The 20,355-nt window shown below is 65.0% G+C and carries 25 protein-coding genes and 1 pseudogene; 11 read left to right on the top strand and 15 right to left on the bottom strand.

Annotated elements, in window-relative coordinates; translation table 11 throughout:
* Nucleotides 1-127 precede the first annotated feature (127 nt).
* Together NO357_RS09900 and NO357_RS09895 are read left to right on the top strand one after the other, a co-directional pair.
* On the top strand, nt 128-874 hold the full coding sequence (locus NO357_RS09900) for a rhomboid family intramembrane serine protease (RefSeq protein WP_306735483.1): 747 nt from the start codon (nt 128-130) through the stop codon (nt 872-874).
* Between the two features lie 5 nt (nt 875-879).
* On the top strand, nt 880-1,236 hold the full coding sequence (locus NO357_RS09895; RefSeq protein ID WP_376744365.1) for a GFA family protein: 357 nt from the start codon (nt 880-882) through the stop codon (nt 1,234-1,236).
* A 133-nt stretch (nt 1,237-1,369) separates the two neighbouring features.
* Here the strand turns inward: NO357_RS09895 and NO357_RS09890 are convergent, their stop codons facing one another.
* The 3 genes from NO357_RS09890 to NO357_RS09880 are packed head-to-tail and all read right to left on the bottom strand — an operon-like array spanning nt 1,370 to nt 3,661.
* Entirely contained in the window at nt 1,370-1,756 is a 387-nt protein-coding gene (locus NO357_RS09890) for an ectoine synthase (RefSeq protein ID WP_306735481.1), read from the bottom strand.
* A 40-nt stretch (nt 1,757-1,796) separates the two neighbouring features.
* Nucleotides 1,797-2,945, bottom strand: a complete 1,149-nt coding sequence (locus tag NO357_RS09885; RefSeq protein ID WP_306735480.1) for an alpha-D-ribose 1-methylphosphonate 5-triphosphate diphosphatase — start codon at nt 2,943-2,945, stop codon at nt 1,797-1,799.
* The gene (locus tag NO357_RS09880) at nt 2,942-3,661 is read right to left on the bottom strand and encodes an alpha/beta hydrolase (protein WP_306735479.1); all 720 of its coding nucleotides are present in this window, start codon (nt 3,659-3,661) and stop codon (nt 2,942-2,944) included. The genes NO357_RS09885 and NO357_RS09880 overlap by 4 nt, the downstream gene beginning before the upstream one ends.
* 42 nt (nt 3,662-3,703) lie before the next feature.
* On the opposite strand from NO357_RS09880, the gene NO357_RS09875 reads away from it, so the two are divergent.
* Nucleotides 3,704-4,156 carry an NUDIX domain-containing protein gene (locus NO357_RS09875; protein ID WP_306735478.1) on the top strand — a complete coding sequence of 151 codons (453 nt, stop codon included), beginning with the start codon at nt 3,704-3,706 and terminating at the stop codon, nt 4,154-4,156.
* 12 nt (nt 4,157-4,168) lie between these two features.
* Here NO357_RS09875 and NO357_RS09870 read toward each other — a convergent pair whose 3' ends face one another.
* From NO357_RS09870 to NO357_RS09845, 6 genes are all read right to left on the bottom strand, one after another.
* Entirely contained in the window at nt 4,169-4,564 is a 396-nt protein-coding gene (locus NO357_RS09870) for a hypothetical protein (RefSeq protein ID WP_306735477.1), read from the bottom strand.
* A 118-nt stretch (nt 4,565-4,682) separates the two neighbouring features.
* Nucleotides 4,683-5,072 (bottom strand): VOC family protein, encoded by a 390-nt coding sequence (locus NO357_RS09865; protein WP_306735476.1) that lies wholly within the window; start codon nt 5,070-5,072, stop codon nt 4,683-4,685.
* Between the two features lie 99 nt (nt 5,073-5,171).
* Nucleotides 5,172-5,993, bottom strand: coding sequence for a DMT family transporter (locus NO357_RS09860; RefSeq protein WP_306735475.1), 822 nt, complete (start codon nt 5,991-5,993; stop codon nt 5,172-5,174).
* Nucleotides 5,990-6,574 carry a VOC family protein gene (locus NO357_RS09855; RefSeq protein WP_306735474.1) on the bottom strand — a complete coding sequence of 195 codons (585 nt, stop codon included), beginning with the start codon at nt 6,572-6,574 and terminating at the stop codon, nt 5,990-5,992. Before NO357_RS09855 ends, NO357_RS09860 begins: the two co-directional genes overlap by 4 nt.
* Nucleotides 6,575-6,653: 79 nt before the next feature.
* Complete coding sequence (locus NO357_RS09850) at nt 6,654-7,223, bottom strand: GNAT family N-acetyltransferase (protein WP_306735473.1); 570 nt, start codon at nt 7,221-7,223, stop codon at nt 6,654-6,656.
* A gap of 1 nt (nt 7,224) precedes the next feature.
* Nucleotides 7,225-7,962 carry a winged helix-turn-helix transcriptional regulator gene (locus NO357_RS09845; protein WP_306735472.1) on the bottom strand — a complete coding sequence of 246 codons (738 nt, stop codon included), beginning with the start codon at nt 7,960-7,962 and terminating at the stop codon, nt 7,225-7,227.
* A gap of 164 nt (nt 7,963-8,126) precedes the next feature.
* On the opposite strand from NO357_RS09845, the gene NO357_RS09840 reads away from it, so the two are divergent.
* Nucleotides 8,127-8,387, top strand: a complete 261-nt coding sequence (locus tag NO357_RS09840; protein ID WP_306735471.1) for a hypothetical protein — start codon at nt 8,127-8,129, stop codon at nt 8,385-8,387.
* A 69-nt stretch (nt 8,388-8,456) separates the two neighbouring features.
* Here the strand turns inward: NO357_RS09840 and groL are convergent, their stop codons facing one another.
* Both groL and NO357_RS09830 read right to left on the bottom strand, forming a co-directional pair.
* Nucleotides 8,457-10,100: a chaperonin GroEL gene (groL, locus tag NO357_RS09835; RefSeq protein WP_306735470.1), complete on the bottom strand. Its 1,644-nt coding sequence runs from the start codon at nt 10,098-10,100 to the stop codon at nt 8,457-8,459.
* A 76-nt stretch (nt 10,101-10,176) separates the two neighbouring features.
* Complete coding sequence (locus NO357_RS09830; protein WP_306735469.1) at nt 10,177-10,464, bottom strand: co-chaperone GroES; 288 nt, start codon at nt 10,462-10,464, stop codon at nt 10,177-10,179.
* Between the two features lie 257 nt (nt 10,465-10,721).
* Between NO357_RS09830 and NO357_RS09825 the strand changes: the two genes are divergently transcribed.
* Nucleotides 10,722-11,513: an ankyrin repeat domain-containing protein gene (locus NO357_RS09825; protein WP_306735556.1), complete on the top strand. Its 792-nt coding sequence runs from the start codon at nt 10,722-10,724 to the stop codon at nt 11,511-11,513.
* 48 nt (nt 11,514-11,561) lie between these two features.
* On the opposite strand, the pseudogene NO357_RS09820 reads toward NO357_RS09825, so the two are convergent.
* A pseudogene (locus NO357_RS09820) lies at nt 11,562-11,800 on the bottom strand (6,7-dimethyl-8-ribityllumazine synthase); the annotation flags it as partial.
* Nucleotides 11,801-11,876: 76 nt separating this feature from the next.
* Here NO357_RS09820 and NO357_RS09815 point away from each other — a divergent pair.
* Nucleotides 11,877-12,869, top strand: coding sequence for a TraB/GumN family protein (locus tag NO357_RS09815; protein WP_306735468.1), 993 nt, complete (start codon nt 11,877-11,879; stop codon nt 12,867-12,869).
* Nucleotides 12,869-13,750 carry an alpha/beta fold hydrolase gene (locus NO357_RS09810; protein ID WP_306735467.1) on the top strand — a complete coding sequence of 294 codons (882 nt, stop codon included), beginning with the start codon at nt 12,869-12,871 and terminating at the stop codon, nt 13,748-13,750. The genes NO357_RS09815 and NO357_RS09810 overlap by 1 nt, the downstream gene beginning before the upstream one ends.
* Before the next feature lie 157 nt (nt 13,751-13,907).
* Here NO357_RS09810 and NO357_RS09805 read toward each other — a convergent pair whose 3' ends face one another.
* The 3 genes from NO357_RS09805 to NO357_RS09795 all read right to left on the bottom strand — a co-directional run bounded on the left by NO357_RS09805 (nt 13,908) and on the right by NO357_RS09795 (nt 16,599).
* Nucleotides 13,908-15,185, bottom strand: coding sequence for a flavin-dependent oxidoreductase (locus tag NO357_RS09805; RefSeq protein ID WP_306735466.1), 1,278 nt, complete (start codon nt 15,183-15,185; stop codon nt 13,908-13,910).
* Nucleotides 15,186-15,377: 192 nt separating this feature from the next.
* Entirely contained in the window at nt 15,378-15,851 is a 474-nt protein-coding gene (locus NO357_RS09800) for a DUF411 domain-containing protein (RefSeq protein ID WP_376744364.1), read from the bottom strand.
* 82 nt (nt 15,852-15,933) lie between these two features.
* A complete protein-coding gene (locus NO357_RS09795; RefSeq protein WP_306735465.1) occupies nt 15,934-16,599 on the bottom strand; it encodes a DUF2161 domain-containing phosphodiesterase in 666 nt (221 codons plus the stop codon).
* Between the two features lie 318 nt (nt 16,600-16,917).
* Between NO357_RS09795 and NO357_RS09790 the strand changes: the two genes are divergently transcribed.
* The 4 genes from NO357_RS09790 to NO357_RS09775 all read left to right on the top strand — a co-directional run bounded on the left by NO357_RS09790 (nt 16,918) and on the right by NO357_RS09775 (nt 20,335).
* Nucleotides 16,918-17,838 (top strand): manganese-dependent inorganic pyrophosphatase, encoded by a 921-nt coding sequence (locus NO357_RS09790; protein WP_306735464.1) that lies wholly within the window; start codon nt 16,918-16,920, stop codon nt 17,836-17,838.
* A 283-nt stretch (nt 17,839-18,121) separates the two neighbouring features.
* A complete protein-coding gene (locus NO357_RS09785) occupies nt 18,122-18,814 on the top strand; it encodes an SGNH/GDSL hydrolase family protein (RefSeq protein ID WP_306735463.1) in 693 nt (230 codons plus the stop codon).
* 97 nt (nt 18,815-18,911) lie between these two features.
* Nucleotides 18,912-19,787 carry a TIGR01459 family HAD-type hydrolase gene (locus NO357_RS09780; protein WP_306735462.1) on the top strand — a complete coding sequence of 292 codons (876 nt, stop codon included), beginning with the start codon at nt 18,912-18,914 and terminating at the stop codon, nt 19,785-19,787.
* Between the two features lie 104 nt (nt 19,788-19,891).
* Nucleotides 19,892-20,335, top strand: a complete 444-nt coding sequence (locus tag NO357_RS09775) for a MaoC family dehydratase (protein WP_306735461.1) — start codon at nt 19,892-19,894, stop codon at nt 20,333-20,335.
* Nucleotides 20,336-20,355 lie beyond the last annotated feature (20 nt).

Genomic DNA, 20,355 nt, shown 5'->3' with positions numbered 1-20,355 from the left:
CGGCTCCCGGTCGTCGGCGCCACGCCCCCCGGAGGCGGCGGGGAGGGTGGGCGGGCGCCGTCTCCGGGGGGCGTGATCCCGCCCTTTCCGACTTCCCCCGCCCTTTGAAAGTCGCTAGCCTCGCGCCATGTTCCCGATCCGCGATCACAACCCCTCGGGGCGCACGCCCTATGTCACCTACGCGCTGATCGCGCTCAACGTGATCGCCTTCCTGTCCTACGTGAACCTGTTCGGCGACCCCCGCGCCCTCAACATTTTCTTCTGGGAATGGGGCATCCTGCCGGCCCGGATCGAACAGGGCGACGGCTACGAGACGCTGCTGACCTCGATGTTCCTGCACGCCGGCTTTCTGCACATCGCCGGCAACATGCTGTTCCTGTGGATATTTGGCGACAACCTCGAAGACGCGATGGGACATCTCGGCTTCCTGCTGTTCTACCTCGCCGCCGGCATCGGGGCCGGGCTGGTGCACGTGATGCTCTCGCCCGGCTCGCTGGTGCCCACCGTCGGGGCGTCCGGCGCGATCGCCGGGGTGATGGGCGGCTACCTGTTGCTTTTCCCGAAGGCCAAGATCGATATCCTGCTGATCATCATCATCTTCTTCCGCATCTTCACCATCCCGGCCTGGATCATGCTCGCCGTCTGGTTCGCGCTGCAATTTTTCGGCGGGCTTTCAGCGGATGCCAATATGGGCGGAGTGGCCTACTGGGCTCATGCCGGTGGCTTCTTGGTGGGGATCGTGTTTGCCCTGCCGGTCCTGCTGCGCCGCGGTGGCAAGAGCTACTGGCAGGAAAACGAGTTCCATCCGCCGCACCCGGAAGCCAAATACGATCCCTCCCGCATTCCCACCATCCACAGACGCCGCCGGAGATGACCGCCATGAAACTCACCTGCCATTGCGGCGCGGTCGAACTCCGCGTCACCCCCTCGATCCCGCTGAGCCAGGCCCGGCATTGCGACTGTTCGTTCTGCCGCCGCCGCGCCGCCGCGACGGTCACGGTGCCGCTCGACGCGCTGGAGGTGTTGCGGGGCAAAGACAACCTTACGCTCTACAGCTGGGGCACCCACACGGCGCAGCATTACTTCTGCAAGACCTGCGGCATCTACACCCATCACCGCCGCCGGTCCGACCCGAATTTCTATGGCGTCAACCTCGGCGCGCTCGAGGGCGTCAACCCGGCAGATTACGAACCCCTGCCGTGGCATGACGGCGTCAACCACCCCTCGGATCGCTGAATCACCCCGCCTCCCGGCTCCGACGGCGGGAAACCTCTGCCTCGCCCCTCGACCCCGTCCCGGTCCGTCCAGGTGCAACGCCCGTCCTCGGCGTTGGGAGAAAGGGTCGGGACTGCCTCCGGCCGGCGCAGCCTCAGTCCGGCAGCCCGTAGCTGCCGTTCTCGTCATGCACCTCGCGGCCCGTCAGCGCGGGTGTGAAGATGCAGACGAAACGCAGCCCCTCGTCGCCCGCCCGGATGATGTGCCGCTCGTGCCGGTCGAGCGTGTAGAGCGTGCCGGGCCGCAGGTCGAACACCTCGCCCGTCGCCACGTTCTCCACCGTGCCCGAGCCGGCAATACAGTAATTGCTTTCGACATGGTTGCGGTACTCCAGCTCCTGCACGCTGCCGGGTTTCACCACCGTATCATGCAACGAATACCCCAGCCCGTCGGCGGCCAGCAGGATGCGGCGGCTCTCGAACGCCGCGCCCCGCACCTCCGCCTCGGTCCCCAGCAGGTCATCGAGTTGTTTTACGATCATGACGCGCGCCCTTCACTGCTGTGCCCCTGACAGGCGCAGGTTAAGCCGAAAGAAACCGCTCCGCCAGATCGCCCGACAGGTAGCTCACACGCCCGCCGCTCATCGTCGCGGCGATCCTGCGCGTGGCCGCATCCAGCACCACGAGATCCGCCCGTTGTCCCGGCGCCAGCCGCCCGCGGTCCTCCAGCCCCAGAAGCCGCGCCGGCCCCTCCGACACCAGCGCCCAGGCCGAAGCAAGGTCACAAGCCCCCGCCTCCTCCAGGAACAGCGCCGCCCGCCACAGCGACGGGTAGTGGTAATCCGAGGCCAGCGCATCGCAGAGCCCCATCGCGATCAGGTCGAGCGCCGAGGCATTGCCGTTATGCGACCCACCGCGCATCACGTTGGGCGCGCCCAGAACGATCCCATCACCGCCGGCGCGCGCCGCCTCGGCCGCCTCCGCCGTCTCGGGAAACTCGGCAATCGTCACTCCACGCCCGCGCCAGCCAACGCGCGTCGCCGTGGTCCGATCGTCATGGCTGCCCAGCCGCACCCCGCGCCGGCCCAGCCGCGCCGCCAGCCCCGCCACCGCCGCCGGCACGTCGCCCGAACGCGCGTGCAGCGCCTGCATCAGCGCCAGCAACACCTCGGGTGACCGCCCCGATTTCAGCGCCGTGCCGTTGAGCCGCTTCGGCCGTTGCCCCTTGGCCAGCCGGTCATGCGGCAAGTGGTCGTTGAACACCACGTAGCCCACCCCGAACTCCGCCACCGCGTCTTCAAAAGCGTCGTAGTCTTGCAGCATATGTGTCTCGAACCGCAGCTGCGCGTGCAGATCAGTCACCACCCGGGGCCGCGCTTCAGCCAGCGCCTCCAGCATAGCGCGGGCGAACGCGGGGCTGCGCATCCCGCCTTCCCAGCTCCAGAACTGCGCCAGCACCGCCGTCGTGACGCCGTTGGCCGCCAACTCCGCCTCGCAGGCCACCAGCCCGCCCGCCATGTCCTTCATCGCGCCACGGCGCGGCGCGAGATGGCGCTCGAACCCGTCACCGTGGATGTCGACGATCCCCGGCAGAACGATGTAACCGGACAGGTCCACCGCCCGCCCGACCGGACCATCGGCGATCACCCCCTCGGCAAATCCCAGGCGCCCCGGCGCCAGACCTGCCGGCGCCAGGATTTCAGCCCCCTCCAGCGTCAGCGCCAGGCTCACTGGTCACCCCCCCAGACCAGATCCCCCATCTTCAGATCGTGGTCGAACCGACCGGTCTTCAGAAACGTCAGCACCTGCGCGATCACCAGCGGGTTGTTCATCATAAAGGTGTGGGTGACCGGCAGCACCAGGTGGTCCTTCATCCCCTCGACCTTGGTCGAGGCGACCGACACCTTGCCATCATCCGGTCCCGGGAGGATCACCGAATAGGCCGGGCTCAGCGAGCGGTTGCCGGCGATCACCCCCAGCTCGAATTTCACCGGCCCGAGATGCTGCGGCAGGGCGTCCGGCCCGGTGCCCAGCTGCAAACCCGCCGGGCCGTTGAACCAGCCGAACACCTCCCAGTCGCCAAACCGGTCGACCAGTTCCGAGCCGTGGTTGGGCGGCGCCAGCATCACCACCCGGCCCAGATTGGGCGGGCGATAGGTTTCCAGCCAGGTCCGCACCAGGATGCCGCCCATCGAATGGGTCACGAAATGCACCTTGCCGGCCACGCAGCTGTCCACCGCCCGCGGCAGGGTCTTGACCACCAGCGACAGGATCGGCTCCTCGGTCGAGGGATAGCCCGGCCGCACCACCTGATATCCTTCGGCCTCCAGCACCTCCTCCAGCACCAGGAACGAGATCTCGGTCCGCGCCAGCCCGTGCAGCAGCACGACGCAATCGGCCCGCAACGCGGCGGGCAGGAGCATCAGGAGGAGGGCCAACCATCTCATGGCGCTTGAGATAGGCCGAAATAAACGCCTATGAAAGACCGCATGACGTCACGCCCCCTCCGCCTCGCCACCCGCGCGCTCATTTTGCACGACAACCGGCTCCTGTTGGTCAACGCCTTCCCTGGCCCCGAAGCGACGCTCTGGTGTGCCCCGGGGGGCGGCGTCGAAAAACACCAGTCCCTGCCCGACAACCTCGCCCGCGAGGTGCACGAGGAAACCGGCCTCACCATTGCCGTCGGCGCGCCCGCCCTGATCAACGAGTTCCACAACCCTGACACCGGCTTCCACCAGATCGAGGTGTTCTTCCGCTGCAACGTGACCAACGGCGCGCTTTCGGATAGCTGGACCGATCCCGAAGGCATCGTCCACCGCCGGCGCTGGTTCACCCGCGCCGAGATGGCCGGGATCCGCTTCAAACCCGACAGCCTGCCGGCCGCCGCCTGGGATCAGGCCGCCTGCGCCTACGACCCGCTGGAACGGCTGGTCAAGGCCTGACGGCGCAACGGGTCACTTGACCATCTTGAACATGTCCGAAACCGTTTCGATCACGTTCAAGAAACCGTCGCCATCGCGGCCCAGCGAAAACCCGCGCCGGCGGATGGTGGCTGTGACCTTCACGATGCCGACGATGCCGAATACCGGCAAGCCGATCACCAGGATCGTCGGAGCGCGCTCGGGTTGGAGGACATAGGCCGTACTCATCAAAATGGCACCCATCCCGTAGAAGGTCCAGAAAACCGCCGCGCCATCATCATATTCGTCTTGCGCGCGACCGGACCGGACCGGCTTGCGCTCGTGCGGCGCCTGGCGCTCGGCCTTGACGTCAAAACTGCGTTCGACCAGATCGCGCCCCGCTTGCTCTTCGATCTTCGCCAGACGTTCCCGAAAACTGGTATGTTCCATGCTCTTCACTGATCAGCGCCCCGGCATCAGACCTAGGAAGGCAATGCGTCGGTTTTCTGGCAAAGACCGGACGCTTTCGCGGATTTGCGCCGGCTTGCCGCGAACACCGGCACCGCCCTCACTGCGTCGGTTCCAGCAGGCTCAGCCGGTTGCCCTCGGTGTCGGTGAAATGGACATACAGGCCCACCCCCGCAATCTCGACCGGCGCCCCCAGAACCGTGCCGCCGGCGGCCTCCACATCCGCCATCGCCCTGGCGATGTCCGCCACCGCGATCACCAGGTTGGTGCGGTCATTGTCCACCGACCGCGGCGCGAAGCCGCCGTTGATCGCGCCTTTCTGGGTGACCATGTTTTCCGTGTCGGTCTCGGCCGCTTGCGCGACCACATAGTCTCCCATCTCCGGCCCCAGCGGGATCGTCGTCCAGCCGAACGCCGTCTCGTAGAACTCCCGCATCCGACCGCTGTCGTCATAGGGCATCTCGAAATGCACCACCGGATTGTCGCTCATCGCGCCCTCCCTTGCCGCCGATAAGCCGAAGTTACGACACAGCCGCGCCCGGCGATACAAGACTGCCGCGACCGGCCCGATCCCGGCTCGAATCCGCCGTCAACGCGCCCGCACCGACCAGACCACGCCGCCCAGCACCAGAACCGAGGCCAGCACCACCCGCAGCGTCAGTGCCTCGCCCAGCAGCAGCACCCCGCCGGCAACGGCGAGGACCGGCACCGTCGACTGCGCCACCGCCGCGCGTGTGGCCCCGAGCCCGGGCAACACGTGATACCACAACGCATAACCCAACCCCGAGGTCACTGCCCCCGAGAGCACCGCCAGACCGAGGCCTTCCCGGCTCATCGCGTCCGGCAGGACCAGCCAGATCAGTACCCCCGCCGGTACGGCCCAGATGAAATTCGCCGCTGTCGCGCCGAGCGGGTCCCGGGCGCCGCGGCCGATCAGCGAATAGATACCCCAGCCCAGCGCCGCCACGACCATCAGCGCCGTGCCCGCCGCATCGGGCGCCGCATGACCCGCGGGCCACATCAAAGAGCACAGACCGGCAAAGCTCAGCCCCGCCCCCAGCCAGCGACCGAGCGGCACCCGGTCGCCGCCGATCAGGGCGCCGGCGAACATCGTGACCTGCACGCCGCCGAACAGGATCAGCGCGCCGACCCCGGCCGGCAGGCTGACATAGGCGAAGGAAAAGCCTAGCATGTAGAGGGCGAGCGCCACCGGGCCGAGGCGGCCGGTCCGCCAGGCCGGTCGGCCGTTGCGCCACATCACCAGCAACGACAACATGACCGCGCCCGCGATCAGCCGGACAGCGGCGAAACTCGCCGGCCCGGCCGCACCGCCCTCAAGCGCCAGCCGGTTCAGAAGCGAATTCGCGGCAAAGGCCACCAGAGTCAGCGCGGTCAGGGCAAACAGTCTCATCTATAGGGGTTCTTAGCCCCCCGTTCCTCGGAAAGCGAGCCGTTGCGCCGCACCACCATCGCCTCGATGGCATCGGCCAGATGGATCTCCTGGATGTTGTAGTCGCCCCGTTCGACCCTGATCTTGTGGGCCTCAAGCATCACTTGGGCGTGGGTGAAGCCTTCCGGCGGTTCGAACTTGTAGGTCGCCAGTTCAATGAGCAGCCCCAACGGGTCCTTGAAATAGATCGAATCCATGAAGCCGCGGTCGCGCACGCCGGAATGGCCGATACCGCGCTCCTCCAGCCGCTCGATACACTGCGAAAACACCGCACGGCTGACATTGAACGCCAGATGGTGCACGCAGCCCGGCTCGGTCGGGGTGCGCCGGTTGTCACCTTTGCGGTTTTCATTGGTAAACACGGTGATCAGCCGCCCGTCGCCGGGATCGAAATAGAGATGCCCCTCATCCGGGTCATCAAGATTGGGTTGATCGAACACGAAAGGCATGCCCAGCACGCCTTCCCAGAAATCGATGCTGGTCTGCCGGTCGGCGCCGGTCAGCGTGATGTGATGCACGCCCTGAACCTGAAGTTTGCGCATGTCTCGGGTCTCCTTTGAACAGCAAAATAGATGCGCGCCTGCGGCCTGTCTTCCCACGCCGGCGCAAACCCGCTGCGCGTCACAGCGCAGAAAAGGCCGCAGGATAGACCAGTTCACCCTCCGGCACGTCGGTCCCGCGCCGCAGGATCAACGTGAAGTCTATCGGATAGGGCGATGTCAGTCGCGCCGCCCGGGCCCGGCTGAACCCGGCGCGCTCGTAGAATGACGGCTCGCCCAGCACCACGATCGTCTCCGGCAAATACGCGGCCATCCCCGGCATGGCGTGCCAGGCAGCCAGCTCGCGCATCATCCGCGACCCTATCCGCAGCGGCCCGCGCAGGCACTCCTCGTCCCCCGCCGCCGCCTCCCAGTTAGGGTTTTGCTCGACCAGCTTTCCGCCCTGAAACGCCGGCAGCACCGCCACCGGCGCGAGGCAGCCCCACCCCTCGGGCGCCCGCATCCGGCTGATCGCGTAATACCCTGCAATCCGCCCGCCGACGGATTTCTTCATCTCCAGCCACATGTCGCCATCGGCGCGAAGCTTGTGCACCAGCCGCGCCTCTTCGTCGGTCGGAAAAGCCGCTCTCAGCAGCGTGTCGATCTCGTCATGATCCTGCGGCTCGACCCGCTCCGTCGCCTCCGGCTGCATCTCAGCACGCCACGGAACGACGGTCCGCTCTCCGCTCTCGGGCCAATTGCGCCGGGCCGCCGTCCGGATGATAGGGAAATTTCTTCAGCCACCGGTCAACCGTTCGTATCAGGAGCGCTTCACCGCTCAGATACAGCGCTCCCGCATCGATCTCGCGCGCGGCCGAGGACCGCCCGGTCAGAACGGCCGCCAGCGAAATCGAGTCCGTCTCGACATACAGATCGACATCGAAGCCGGGAATCGCCGTGCATATTTCGACCTCGGCTCCAGGCTGGCACAGCGCCCAGTAGGTGTCATAGTCCAAGCCTTCATCGGCAAACCTGAACTGGATGACGACCCGCCGCTTCGGCAGCTCGTCCGCCGCGATCCGCTTCCGCATCTGCCACATCAGGCCCGAAACATCCAAGTCGCACAACGCCGCCTCGGCCTCGACATGTTTCTGCGCCCACATCGCCAGGGCGTTGAGTGCCGGCTCAAGGTCGATGGCCGATTGCGTTCTGACATAATCCACCGCCCCCGTCGCCGGGTCTTCGATCCGTTCGATCAGCCCAAAAGCCTCAAGCTCTTTCAGCCGCCGCGTCAACAGCGTCGGCGAAATGTTCCCGATCCCCCGGCGCAGCTCATTGAACTTGGTAGAGCCTGCCCAAAGTTCGGTCAGGATCGGAATCGTCCATTTCGGCTCCAGAACCTGACAGGCATGGGTGATCGGACAAATCATGCCATAGGGACTTTTTTGCATCGCGGGCCTCCTTCCGGGATCAGACTAGCCGCTGGTCGCCGGGCCAATCCAGTCCACTTTGTGTAGCGGAAGCAGTTCACATCCTGCACTACCCGCAAAACGAACCTTTGCGGCACGCTTGGCAAATCGAAAACGCGATCAGCACGCCACGAAAAGGTACAAACATGGCTCTCTTTACCGCAAACATCCCCACTCAATACACCCGGCCCGAAAACGCCGCGTCCAAGCTGCGCAAGGTTCTCGGCGACATCCTCGCCGGTCTGTATCTGGGGACGCGCTACCTGGTTCTTGAAAGCACGGCACCCCACCGCACCCGCCGCCTCGACCGTATTGCCGGCCCCGGCACACCTGCCAGCCTCTCGCCGGGCCAGGATGCCGCGGTTCACTTGGTCATCAAATCCGGCGCCAGCGCAGGCAATTTCTGATCGGCCGAAGCACAACAAAAAAAGGGGCCGCACATCGCGGCCCCTTTTCCTTTGCCTAGCAAAGACAGCTTACATCATACCGCCCATGCCGCCCATGTCGGGCATGCCGCCGCCGGCGGCTGCGCCTTCCTTCTGCGGCTTGTCGGCCACCATCGCTTCGGTGGTGATCAGCAGGCCGGCGACCGAGGCCGCATCTTCCAGCGCGGTGCGGGTCACCTTGGCCGGGTCGATCACGCCGAACTTGAACATGTCGCCATATTCCTCGGTCTGGGCGTTGAAGCCGAAGGCCAGGTCGGTCGATTCGCGGACCTTGCCGGCCACCACGGCGCCGTCGACGCCGGCGTTTTCGGCGATCTGGCGCAGCGGTGCTTCCAGGGCGCGGCGCACGATGGCGATCCCGGCTTCCTGGTCGGGATTGGCGCCGGTCATGCCGTCAAGCGACTTGGCCGCCTGCACCAGCGCCACGCCACCGCCGACGATCACGCCTTCCTGCACCGCGGCGCGGGTGGCGTTCAGCGCGTCATCGACACGGTCCTTGCGCTCTTTCACCTCGACCTCGGTCATGCCGCCGACGCGGATCACGGCGACACCGCCGGCGAGTTTGGCAACCCGCTCCTGCAGCTTCTCGCGGTCGTAATCGCTGGTGGTTTCCTCGATCTGGGTGCGGATCTGGGCCACGCGGGCTTCGATCTCGGCCTTCTCGCCGGCGCCGTCGACGATGGTGGTCTCGTCTTTGGTGATCTGGATCTTCTTGGCGGTGCCCAGCATGTCCATGGTCACGTTTTCAAGCTTCATGCCCAGGTCTTCGCTGATCACCTGACCACCGGTCAGGATCGCGATGTCCTGCAGCATGGCCTTGCGGCGGTCGCCGAAGCCCGGTGCCTTGACGGCGGCGATCTTCAGCCCGCCGCGCAGCTTGTTCACCACCAGCGTGGCCAGCGCTTCGCCTTCCACGTCCTCGGCGATGATCAGAAGCGGCTTCTGCGACTGGATCACGCTTTCGAGCAGCGGCACCATCGCCTGCAGCGACGCCAGCTTCTTCTCGTGCAGCAGGATCATGCAGTCTTCCAGCTCGGCGATCATCTTGTCGGGGTTGGTGACGAAATAGGGCGACAGGTAGCCGCGGTCGAACTGCATGCCTTCGACGACCTCGGTTTCGGTCTCCAGGCCCTTGTTCTCCTCGACGGTGATCACGCCCTCGTTGCCGACCTTCTGCATCGCGTCGGCAATCTGGCGGCCGATCTCTGCCTCGCCGTTGGCCGAAATGGTGCCGACCTGCGCAACCTCGTCGCTGTCCTTGACTTCGCGGGCAGCAGCCTTGATCGCGTCGACAACCTTGGCGGTGGCCAGGTCGATGCCGCGCTTGAGGTCCATCGGGTTCATACCGGCAGCTACGGCCTTCATGCCTTCGCGTACGATCGCCTGGGCCAGAACGGTTGCGGTGGTGGTGCCGTCGCCGGCCTCGTCATTGGTGCGGGAAGCCACTTCCTTCACCATCTGCGCGCCCATGTTCTCGAACTTGTCTTCCAGCTCGATTTCCTTGGCCACGGTCACACCGTCCTTGGTGATCCGCGGTGCGCCGAACGACTTGTCCAGAACCACGTTGCGGCCTTTCGGGCCCAGCGTCACCTTCACGGCGTCGGCCAGGATGTTCACGCCCTTCAGCATCTTGTTGCGGGCGTCGGTATCAAACTTCACGTCTTTTGCAGACATCGGGTTCGCTCCTTAATGTCTTGGTGTCTCGTCGGGTGGGGGACCCCCACCGCTTCACGTCACGGGGTCCGGCCGATCAGCCGATGATCCCCATGATGTCGGATTCCTTCATGATCAGCAGCTCTTCGCCACCGATCTGCACCTCGGTCCCCGACCATTTGCCGAACAGCACGCGGTCGCCGGCCTTCACGTCCATCGGGATGCGGTCGCCGTCGTCGTCGCGTGCGCCTGCGCCCACGGACACAACTTCGCCTTCCGCCGGCTTTTCCTTGGCGCTGTCGGGAATGATCAGCCCGCCCGCGGTCTTCTCTTCGCCTTCGACGCGGCGAACCACCACGCGGTCATGAAGCGGAGTAAATGCCATCTTTTGGCTCCTCTGAATGATCTCAGTTTTCTCCCAGAACCGCCCCGCCCTTCTGGCACGGTGCGGCCGTTAGCACTCATGCTCCCCGAGTGCTAACGGTGGGTAGTTAAGGAGATGGGTTGGGCGAGTCAAGCGGGCAGACATCGAAATTTCTATGGACCCACGCGCCGCTGGCCACGAATGGCTATACTGCGCCCAATTTCCGCCTGACTAACGCGATATGACACGACCAAGATAGCATTGTGAGGCTCCACAATATGGATTTTTCGGACTTGGCACGCAGGTTTGCCGCATTGATTGATAACAGGGTCGAGATCCGGAACGATGGCGTCGCGCGCATTTCCCCTGCATTCGAGCAACTGCACCAAGATGTCAAAACCGCGCTTCAAGGCTCTCCGAACAACGAAAACCTGCTGGATATCGCAAATGGCATGGACATGATGAAAGAGATGCTTTCGGATCCAGAGTTCGCGATGTCAGTCACACAACCTCCTGCGGAAACGGTCGAACCACAGCCAGAGATTTTTGACGCGATCGAAGACGCGATTGAGGGCGGCAATCTTGCATCCGTGCGAGACGCCTTGAAAACGTGGGACATCAACCAACGATTTGGTGAATTCGACGCAACAGCGCTCTATCACGCGATGTCCTGCATGTTCGGCTTTTCAATCGAACTTGTCGACTTCCTCCTTGATGCAGGGGCCGACCCGCGCAAAGGCCTGGCGGACTCCAACGTCCTCCACGGCCTCGGCTTTGCCCGGCTCGATGGTATCGACCCGGCCAAACTGGCCCGGGTCATTCGCCGCTGCGCTGACGGCGGCGCGGATATCAACCAAATCACCGGGCAGCTTCAGTGGACCCCGCTGATCTACGCTGTTTCCGAATGGAACCCGGTGGCCACAGAGGCGCTCCTGCTTGCCGGCGCCGATATCAACATCCGCGCCGGTGACACAGGGCGCGGATGCTTCTCCGGGGCCAGTTGCATGGATTTTGCCGAAGGCCATGATGAAACAGTGGCTGTTCTGAACCGGTTTTCGCGGCCAAACTGACCTCCCCGGGCGGCTTCTTCTCCGCCTGGGGTTCGGGCCTCTATGCCACAACCCTTCCCTCGCCTTCAAAACCCCCAGCGCCGCCCGCGCCGCCTCGCGCCCTTTTTCAACGAAATGCGCCTCGAAGATCGCATCGTGATGCGCAGTCTCCTGGTACTGGTGCGGCGTCAGCGACACCGACAGCGCCGGCACGCCCGTGTCCAGCCCCGCGCGCATCAGCCCGTCGACTATGACCTAGGCCACGAACTCAGGTACATCCCGCCATCGACCAAGAAAGCTTCGCAAGCGAAATACCCGTTCTATCCCCGTCCCGAACGCGCTAGCCTGCGCGAACAAGCTTTGACAAGAACCGGACCAGGCCCTTTGCGATTTCTCCTCACCTTCCTCTTCCTCCTCGCCACGCCGCTTCATGCCTTCGACTGCTCGGGCACCGACCTGCTGCCGCAGATGCCCACCGAAGAGCGGCTCAAACTCGAGGCCCGCGCCGGCATCGCGCCCTACCCCGAGGGCCTGTTCTGGCGCGCCACCAGGGGCGACACCGAATTCACCCTGTTCGGCACCTATCACATCGCGCACCAGGCCACCGCCGACCAGCTCGACGCGCTGCTGCCTCATGCGCAGGCCGCCGAGCTCAGCTATTTCGAGATGAGCTATCCCGACCTGCAGGCCTTCGAGCGCCGCGCCACCACCGACGCCTCGATCATGTTCATCACCGACGGCCCGACGCTGCCCGAACTCTTGGACGAGGACGACTGGCAGCGCCTGCGCGCCGCCATGGCCGAACGCGGCATCCCGTCTTTCATGGCCGCCAAGTTCAAGCCGATCTTCGTCTCGATGATGCTGGGCCTCAGCCCCTGCCAGATCAAGGCCCAGACATCGGGCGAAAAGGGCATCGACGAACGCCTGTCGCGCGCCCTGCACGAGACCGGCCAGCCCGGCCGCTCGATCGAGGACGTGATGACCACCGTGCACGTGCTCGACAGTTTCAGCGAGGCCGAGCAGATCGCGATGATCAAGCTTTCGCTCGACCTGCCGATCGACCCCGACGACCTGCAGGAGACCATGCTGCAACTCTACCTCGCGGGCCGCGTCTCGCTGCTGTGGGAATTCGGCCGGTCGTTGTCGATCCAGTATGGCGGCCCCACCGCCGAGGCGGACTTCGCGAAATTCGAGGACGTGCTGCTGACAAAACGAAACCGCGCCTGGGTCGAGGAGCTCGAGGCCAACGCCACCGGCAAGAAGGTCTTCGTCGCCGTCGGCGCCGGCCACCTGCCCGGCGAAATCGGACTGTTGCGCCGGCTTGAACAGCGCGGTTACACCATCGCCCCCCTGACTCTCGACGCAAAGGCAGACTGATGCAGATCGCGGCCAACGGTATTTCGCTTGAAGTCGAGGATCACGGGCAGAACACCGACCCGGCCATGATCCTGATCCGCGGGCTCGGCACCCAGCTCGTCCACTGGCCCGAGAATTTCGTGCAGGGCTTCGTCCGCGCCGGCTTCCGCTGCATCATTTTCGACAACCGCGATGTCGGGCTGTCAAGCCGCTGCCCGGCACCCGGCGTGCCCGGCGATCCGGACGAGATCACCGCCCATGTCGCCGCCGGAGACGAGATCGCGCCCGCCTACACGCTCGACGACATGGCGCGTGATGTGATCGGGCTGATGGACGCGCTCGGCATCGCCCGTGCGCATGTCTTCGGCATCTCGATGGGCGGCGCCATCGCCCAGATCCTCGCCATGTCCTATCCCGACCGGCTGCTGACCGACACCATCGTGATGACCGCCTGCCGCCCGATCCTGGAACGCGGTCACCGCGCCGAGATCCTACCACGACTGCTGGCCCGCCCGGAGACTCGCGAAGAGGCCCAGGACAACTGGGTCGCGGGCCATGCCAGCTTCGGCTCGCCCGGCTTTCCCATGGCCGAGAACGAGATCCGCGCCGAGGCGGCCCGCGCCTGGGATCGCGGGCACGACGCCGAAGGCATCAACCGCCAGCTTCTCGCCACTATGGCCGCCCCCGACCGCCGGCCGCTGCTGCAACAGGTGACCACGCCCTGCTGCGTCATCCACGGCGTCGATGATACGCTGATCCCGGTGGAACTGGGCGAAGAGATTGCCCACCACATCCCCGGGGCGGAATATCACGCGATCAAGGGCATGGGGCACATCATCACCCCGCTTCTGGCGCCGCAAATCGTGTCACTGGTGGCCGATTTTACCCGCCGGCACCGATAGCCCCCGGATAGGGCGTTGGCACGGAGCGACGGATCGGGGCATATCCCGTTCTGGCCTGAACCTGCCATTCACGACCCAAGCCGGGCCGGGAACTCCCGACAGCGTCAACATCCCCGCCTGGCCAGCAGCGGACATCGCCTGGCACTCACCCGACCCGTCAACCGCCGACTCTCGCTCGTTCCGCAATCGTCCGCGGCGCGGCATTCAGCTTCTCGATGGCAAACCCCGCCGCTGTCTTGTAACCGGCCATGAACGCTGCACGTTCCTCCGCCGGGATCACCGCGTCGATATCGTCGAACTCCCCGCCGCAACGCTGGTCGACCAGATTCAAAAGACCGAAGGGCCCCGCTCCCCGGTTGCGCAGGATCAGTTCCGACACCGGCCCGCACAGTGCTTCGTCGTAAGCGGCAAGCGCGTCACGGCACACCCCGTGCTCCAGCATCTTCGCCCCCATGACGCGGGCATCGACAATCGCCTGGCTCGCCCCGTTCGACCCGGTGGGGTACATCGCGTGCGCCGCGTCCCCCATCAGCGCCACGGCGCCATCGCGCCAGGTCGGCACCGGATCACGATCGATCATCGGGTTTTCATAGGCGATATCCGCCCCCCGGATCAGCTCGGGTACATCCAGCCAGTCCCAGGACCAGCCCTCGAAATGATGCACGAATGCGTCGATCTCCACCGGGCGGAACCAGCCCGAGTCGCGCGCCTCCGGATCATCATAGGTCACCTCGGCGATCCAGTTGATATCGGCCAGCCCATCCTCGCCGACATGGCTGATCGGATAGATCACCATCCGCTGCCGGTGCGTCCCCAACCCGACGAAGGACGACCCGGTGCGGATCGGTTTTGCCCGCGTCGTGCCGCGCCACATCACCGCCCCGCCCCAGTGAATCGGCGGCTGGTCGGGATGGATCTGCGCCCGGATCGCCGAATGAATGCCATCGGCGCCGATCAGCAGCGCGCCGCGCTCGCGCCGCTCACTGCCATCGGCCATTTCGACCACCGCGGTCACGCCCTCCGCACTCTGCTCATAGGCCGCCACCCGCGCGCCCGTCACAACGCTCCCGGCCCCGGCGCGCTCCACCAGTTTGTCGTGGAGCAACATGTGGAACTTGCCGCGATGCACCGCGTATTGCGGCCAGTCATAGCCCGCCTCAAGCCCGCGCGGCTCGGCGTAGATGTCATTGCCGTTCAGCCCCACCAGCGCCCATTCCAGCGCCGGCAGCCCGACCCGGTCCAGATCTTCGGGTCCGATACCCATGTCGTAGAGTTCGCGCACCGCATTGGGCTGCAGGTTGATGCCTACCCCCAGTGGCTTGAGTTCGCGCACCGCTTCAAAGACGGTGCAAGGCACACCGATTTCGGCCAGCGTCAGCGCCAGCGACAGCCCCGCGATCCCGCCACCCGCAATCATCACCCGCTTGTCGTTCATCGCCCCGTGTTCCTTCGTTGCTACAGCGTGGTTTACGCGCGGGCGGTCTAACACTTTCCCGCGTCCCGCAACACCCTTCCGAACCGCTGCCGGCCATTGTCTTCATGAATGGCAAAGGCTTAACACACAGGCGCCTGTCTGCACCCGGACCTGACCTCGCCACTGCGGAATTTTCGCTTGGTTTAGGCCAGTCTACCCCGCCGGATAGTGGGAAAATACCTCAACGGATCCGTCGCGGCGGACGAGATAGACCGAATAGGCATCGCGATCGCTTTCCGGCCCCATCCCGGGCGAGCCATAGGGCATGCCCGGAACCGACAGACCGACGGCATCGGGCCGTTCCGCCAGAAGCCGCCTTATTTCAGCCGCTGGCACATGTCCTTCGATGGCATACCCCTCAACGATGGCAGTATGGCAGGACGCCATGTTCTTTGGAAGTCCTACCCGCTGCTTGAACCGGGTCAAGGCCGGCTCCGAACTGTGTTCGAAAGTCACCGCGAACCCGTCGTCATTGAGGATCTGCGCCCAGGCCGTACAGCAGCCGCAATTCGGATCTTTCACGATATGGATCGCCGGCTTCTCCTGCGCCCGGGCAGGCACGGCTCCGGCAACCGTCACGGCCATTGCCGCACGCAGCACGTCGCGCCGGTTCATCGATTGCCGCATGATTTGTCTCCCCTTGCTATGCGTCTGAACCAGGTTAACCGAAATCCCCGGTCACCGGCCACAGTTCCGTGGACACGCCCGGTCAAGCTTCGATCACGTTCTCGGCAAGGCCCGATTGGCTCAGTCGGTAAATCCCGGTCTCAACCTTCTCGAACCAGCCGTAATGATTGTCCCGCATCACCGTCGTCGCCCGAACCACCCCCGTGGCGCGCGCCACGACCGCCCCCTTGCTGGGGCCGTTTTCCGCCAGGTAGCGGGCGCATTTCACCGCCCCCTGGCGATAGGCCGTCACAATGGTTTCGCGCGCCATGCCGCCCGGGTTCGGATCGCCCTCCCGCGCCGTGAACTCCTTCAGCAGCGCAGCCTTGCGCGGCTTCGACTTGCGCGGCCGAAACGGCACCGGGTCGCAATGCGTCTGCACAAGCCCGTCCTTCAGCCGCACCGACAACACCCCGACGCCAAGTCGCTTGCACAAACCGACATTGCCTTTGAAACTGCGCCAGCCCACTTTGCCCGTCCAGCGCGGTACAGCGACATAAACCGTATCACTGACCGCCTGCCGCGCCACGGCCTGTTGCAGCAGAGTCAGCGAAAACCCGGTCTTCAACTCGACGATCAGTGGCTCTTCGTCGCCGCGCCGCGCCACCACGTCGGCGGCGCCGACTTCGCCTTTGACGACATAGCCCCGCGCCTCGAGATAGGCTTTCACGGGAGCGTAGAGATCGGTCTCGGACAAGCGGCGGGTCATGCGGCCACTCTACCGCGCGCGCCACGGCTTGGGAATCCACTCTGCCGCCCGGATCGCCGCCCCCCTGCGTACGCCGCGTTAACGCTGCAGCGCGGCGCCGGTTAACCGACATATGGCCAGCCTGCCTGCCAGACAGGTTGCCAGCCAGGCTGCCAGACGCCCGTCTGATGGCGCACGCTGCCATTCATTTACCTTTCCAGCCGATCACCGCGCCCGTTGCTGCGGCGCGGCAAGTTCGTCGTTTCGCCCCCGTGACAAGCCGCGCCCGCGCCCTTATAAGGCGCCGCGAAACGCTCTGATTGCGAAGGAATTTGCCCCATGACCACGCTCGTTTTCGGCCACAAATCACCCGACACCGATTCCACAGGCTCGCCCATCCTTTGGGCCTGGTATCTCAACGATATCAAGGGGGTGGATGCAAAGCCCGTGCTGCTGGGCGAACCCAATACCGAGGCCGATTTCATGTTGACCCGCTGGGCGCTCGACAAGCCCGAAATCATCGCGGACGTGGCCGACGGCCAGCCCTGCGTCGTGGTCGACACCAACAACCCCGCCGAACTGCCCGCCAATATCAACAACGCCGATGTGCGCGAGATCATCGATCACCACAAGCTGGTGGGCGGGCTCGAAACGGCTGGCCCGATCGACATCACCATCCGTCCCCTAGCCTGCACGGCAACCATCATGGTCGACAAAATCGGCAGCGATTACAGCAAGATGCCAGACGACATCAAGGGCGCCGCGCTGACCTGCATCCTGTCCGACACGCTCGAATTCCGCTCGCCCACCACCACCGATCACGACCGCGCCGTGGCCGAGAAACTGGCCGCCGATCTCGAGGTCTCGATCCCCGATTACGCCGCCGAAATGTTCGCCGCCAAGTCCGATGTCTCGGCCTTCTCCGATGCCGAACTCCTGCGCATGGACAGCAAGGAATACGAGGTGTCCGGCACCAAGTTCCGCGTCTCGGTGCTGGAAACCACCGCACCCGGGATGATCCTCGATCGCAAGGACAGCTTGATCGCTTCGATGCAAACCGTCGCCGCCGAGGATGGCGTCGATCAGGTGTTGCTCTTCGTGGTCGATATCCTCAACGAGGAAGCCACCCTGCTGGTGCCCAACGACCTGGTGAAAACCGTTGCCGAAAAGTCGTTTGACGCCGATGTTCAGGGCGACACCGTCGTGCTGCCCGGCATTATGAGCCGCAAGAAACAGATCATCCCCAACCTGGCTGTCTAAGCCACTGGGAAAAGGCCCCAAGGGCGCCGACTCCGGCGCCCTTTTTCATTTGCGCAACCCGCATGCTGGGTGGCTCAGATGCACGCCTTTGGCCAGACACCCGGCGCAGAACTAACCGCAGCCCGCCGTGGTCCAAATCTCCGCCGGTCGCGCGGCCAGAACCCTCCCGCACCGTCGTATTTCAGCTCGGGACAGAGCCTCGCCAATCTGTCAGACGTTATCTCGAAAATCTCCCTGACAACCCGGCCTTTACTCCTGCAGGAAACAGATTACCACGGGGGGCATGGCCCCTGATACCGTCCTCAAGATAGCCCTTGCGCCGCTGCTGCTGGCCCAGGCTCTGCATCTCCGCCGCAGAGCGCTGTATCTTCCCGAGCCACCCGGCCCGCGCAGCGGCAGCACGGGAACTGGTCCGTCGCTCCGCCTCCTCATCCTCGGTGACAGCTCGGCGGCGGGGGTCGGCGCCCGGCACCAATCCGTTGCCCTCGCCGGCCAGCTTTCGCAAACCCTGGCCCGGGACCGTGCGCTGCACTGGCAGCTCGAAGCCGAAACCGGTGCCACGTCCGCCTCCGCCCTCGCCCGGCTCGCAAATCTGCCGGCGCAACCCTTCGACGCCGCCATCGTCGCGCTCGGGGTCAACGATGTCACCCGCGCCGTGCCGCTCGGCCGTTTCCTCGCCCGCCGCCGCGCCATCCACGATCTGCTCCGCAGCCGCTTCGGCGTGGACAGGATCATCGCCTCCGGCCTGCCGCCAATGGACCACTTCCCGCTTCTGCCACAGCCGCTGCGCTGGACCCTGGGCCGCACCGCCGCCCGCCTCGACACCGCGCTCGCCGGCCTCTGCGCCGAAGAACCCGGCTGCACCCACCTGCCTCTCGACCTGCCTTTCGAGCCCCGGTTCGTCGCCCGTGACGGTTTCCACCCGAGCGAAGATGCCTATGCCCGCTGGGCCGAAATGCTGGCGGCCCGCCTTTGATCCACGCCGCAACGCGGCGCGGTCCCCATCGTACGCAGCCTCTGGCGTTTCTTAACGCCCGCTGCCATACCCTAAATAAAACCCCGCAGGAGCCGCCATGACCCGCATCATCGACAGCCTGTCCGAGATATCGACAAAGTACGACGCGTTGTTCGTCGATCTCTGGGGTTGCGTGCATGACGGCGTCAAGGCGCTGCCTCCGGCGGTCAAGGCGCTTCAGGACTACCGCGCGCAGGGCGGCAAAGTCGTGCTCGTCACCAACTCCCCGAAACCCCGCGCCGGCGTGGCGGTCCAGCTCGACGGCTTCGGCGTGCCGCGCGACTGCTGGGACACGATCGCCAGCTCGGGCGACAGCGCCCGGTCGGCGATGTTTCGCGGCATTGTGGGCGAAAAGGTGCTGTTCATGGGCGAATGGGGCCGCGACGAGGAGTTTTTCGAACCGATCCACGTGATCCACGACCCGGTCGATATCGAACTGGTTCCGCTGGACCAGGCCGAAGGCATCGTCTGCTGCGGTCCCGACGATCCCTTCGCCGATCCGGATACCGAGCGCGGCCGGCTACTCTATGCCAAGCAAAAGGGACTGAAGCTGTTATGCGCCAACCCCGATATCGTTGTCGACCGCGGTGAAACCCGTGAATGGTGCGCCGGCGCGCTGGCCCGGCTCTACACCGAAATGGGCGGCGAAAGCCTCTACTTCGGCAAACCGCACCCGCCGATCTATGACCTCGCACGCCGTCGGCTGGCCGAGTTGGGCGATCTGCCGCCGGAATCCCGCATTCTCGCCATCGGCGACGGGCTTCATACCGACATTCAGGGTGCCATGGGCGAGGACATCGATTCTCTCTACATCACCGGCGGGCTGGCCCGCGGCATCACCAAAACGTCGCACCAGCCAGACGAAACCGCGCTAAGGGATTATCTTCAAAAGGAAATGATCACGCCCACCTATGCGATCGGGCAGCTGCGATAGACCATTTTCGGGCTTGATTTTCTGCGCCTGCAAAGTAATAAAGTTCCACGAACGGGCGCGCCAGCGCCCAAATATTGCGCAGTCTCGAGCCTCTGGAGGGCGGAATGTTGGACAACCTGCCACGCGGAACCATCACCATCGAGGAAATCGAAATGGGGATGACGCGCCACCTGCGGAAAGTGGTGACCGACGAGGATATCGAGATGTTCGCGCAGGTCTCGACCGACCGCAACCCGGTGCATCTCGATGACGACTACGCCCAGGATACCATCTTCGAAGGCCGCATCGCCCATGGCATGCTCACCGCCGGTCTGATCTCGGCGGTTATCGGCGAACAGCTCCCCGGCCACGGCACGATCTACATGGGCCAATCGCTCAAGTTCCTGGCCCCCGTCCGCCCCGGCGACACCGTCGTGGCCGAGGTCGAGGTGATCGACATCGACCACGCCAAGCGCCGCGTACGGCTCGATTGCCGCTGTCTGGTGGACGGCAAAAAGGTCCTGGTCGGCGAAGCCACCGTTCTAGCGCCCTCGGCCAAGTTCGACTGAGCCACACCGCGCATCGCGCC

Source organism: Marimonas arenosa (assembly GCF_030848945.1).
Lineage (GTDB): Bacteria > Pseudomonadota > Alphaproteobacteria > Rhodobacterales > Rhodobacteraceae > Marimonas > Marimonas arenosa.
The sequence above is the reverse complement of the archived record's forward strand: the minus strand, read 5'-3'. Positions and strand labels throughout refer to the sequence as shown.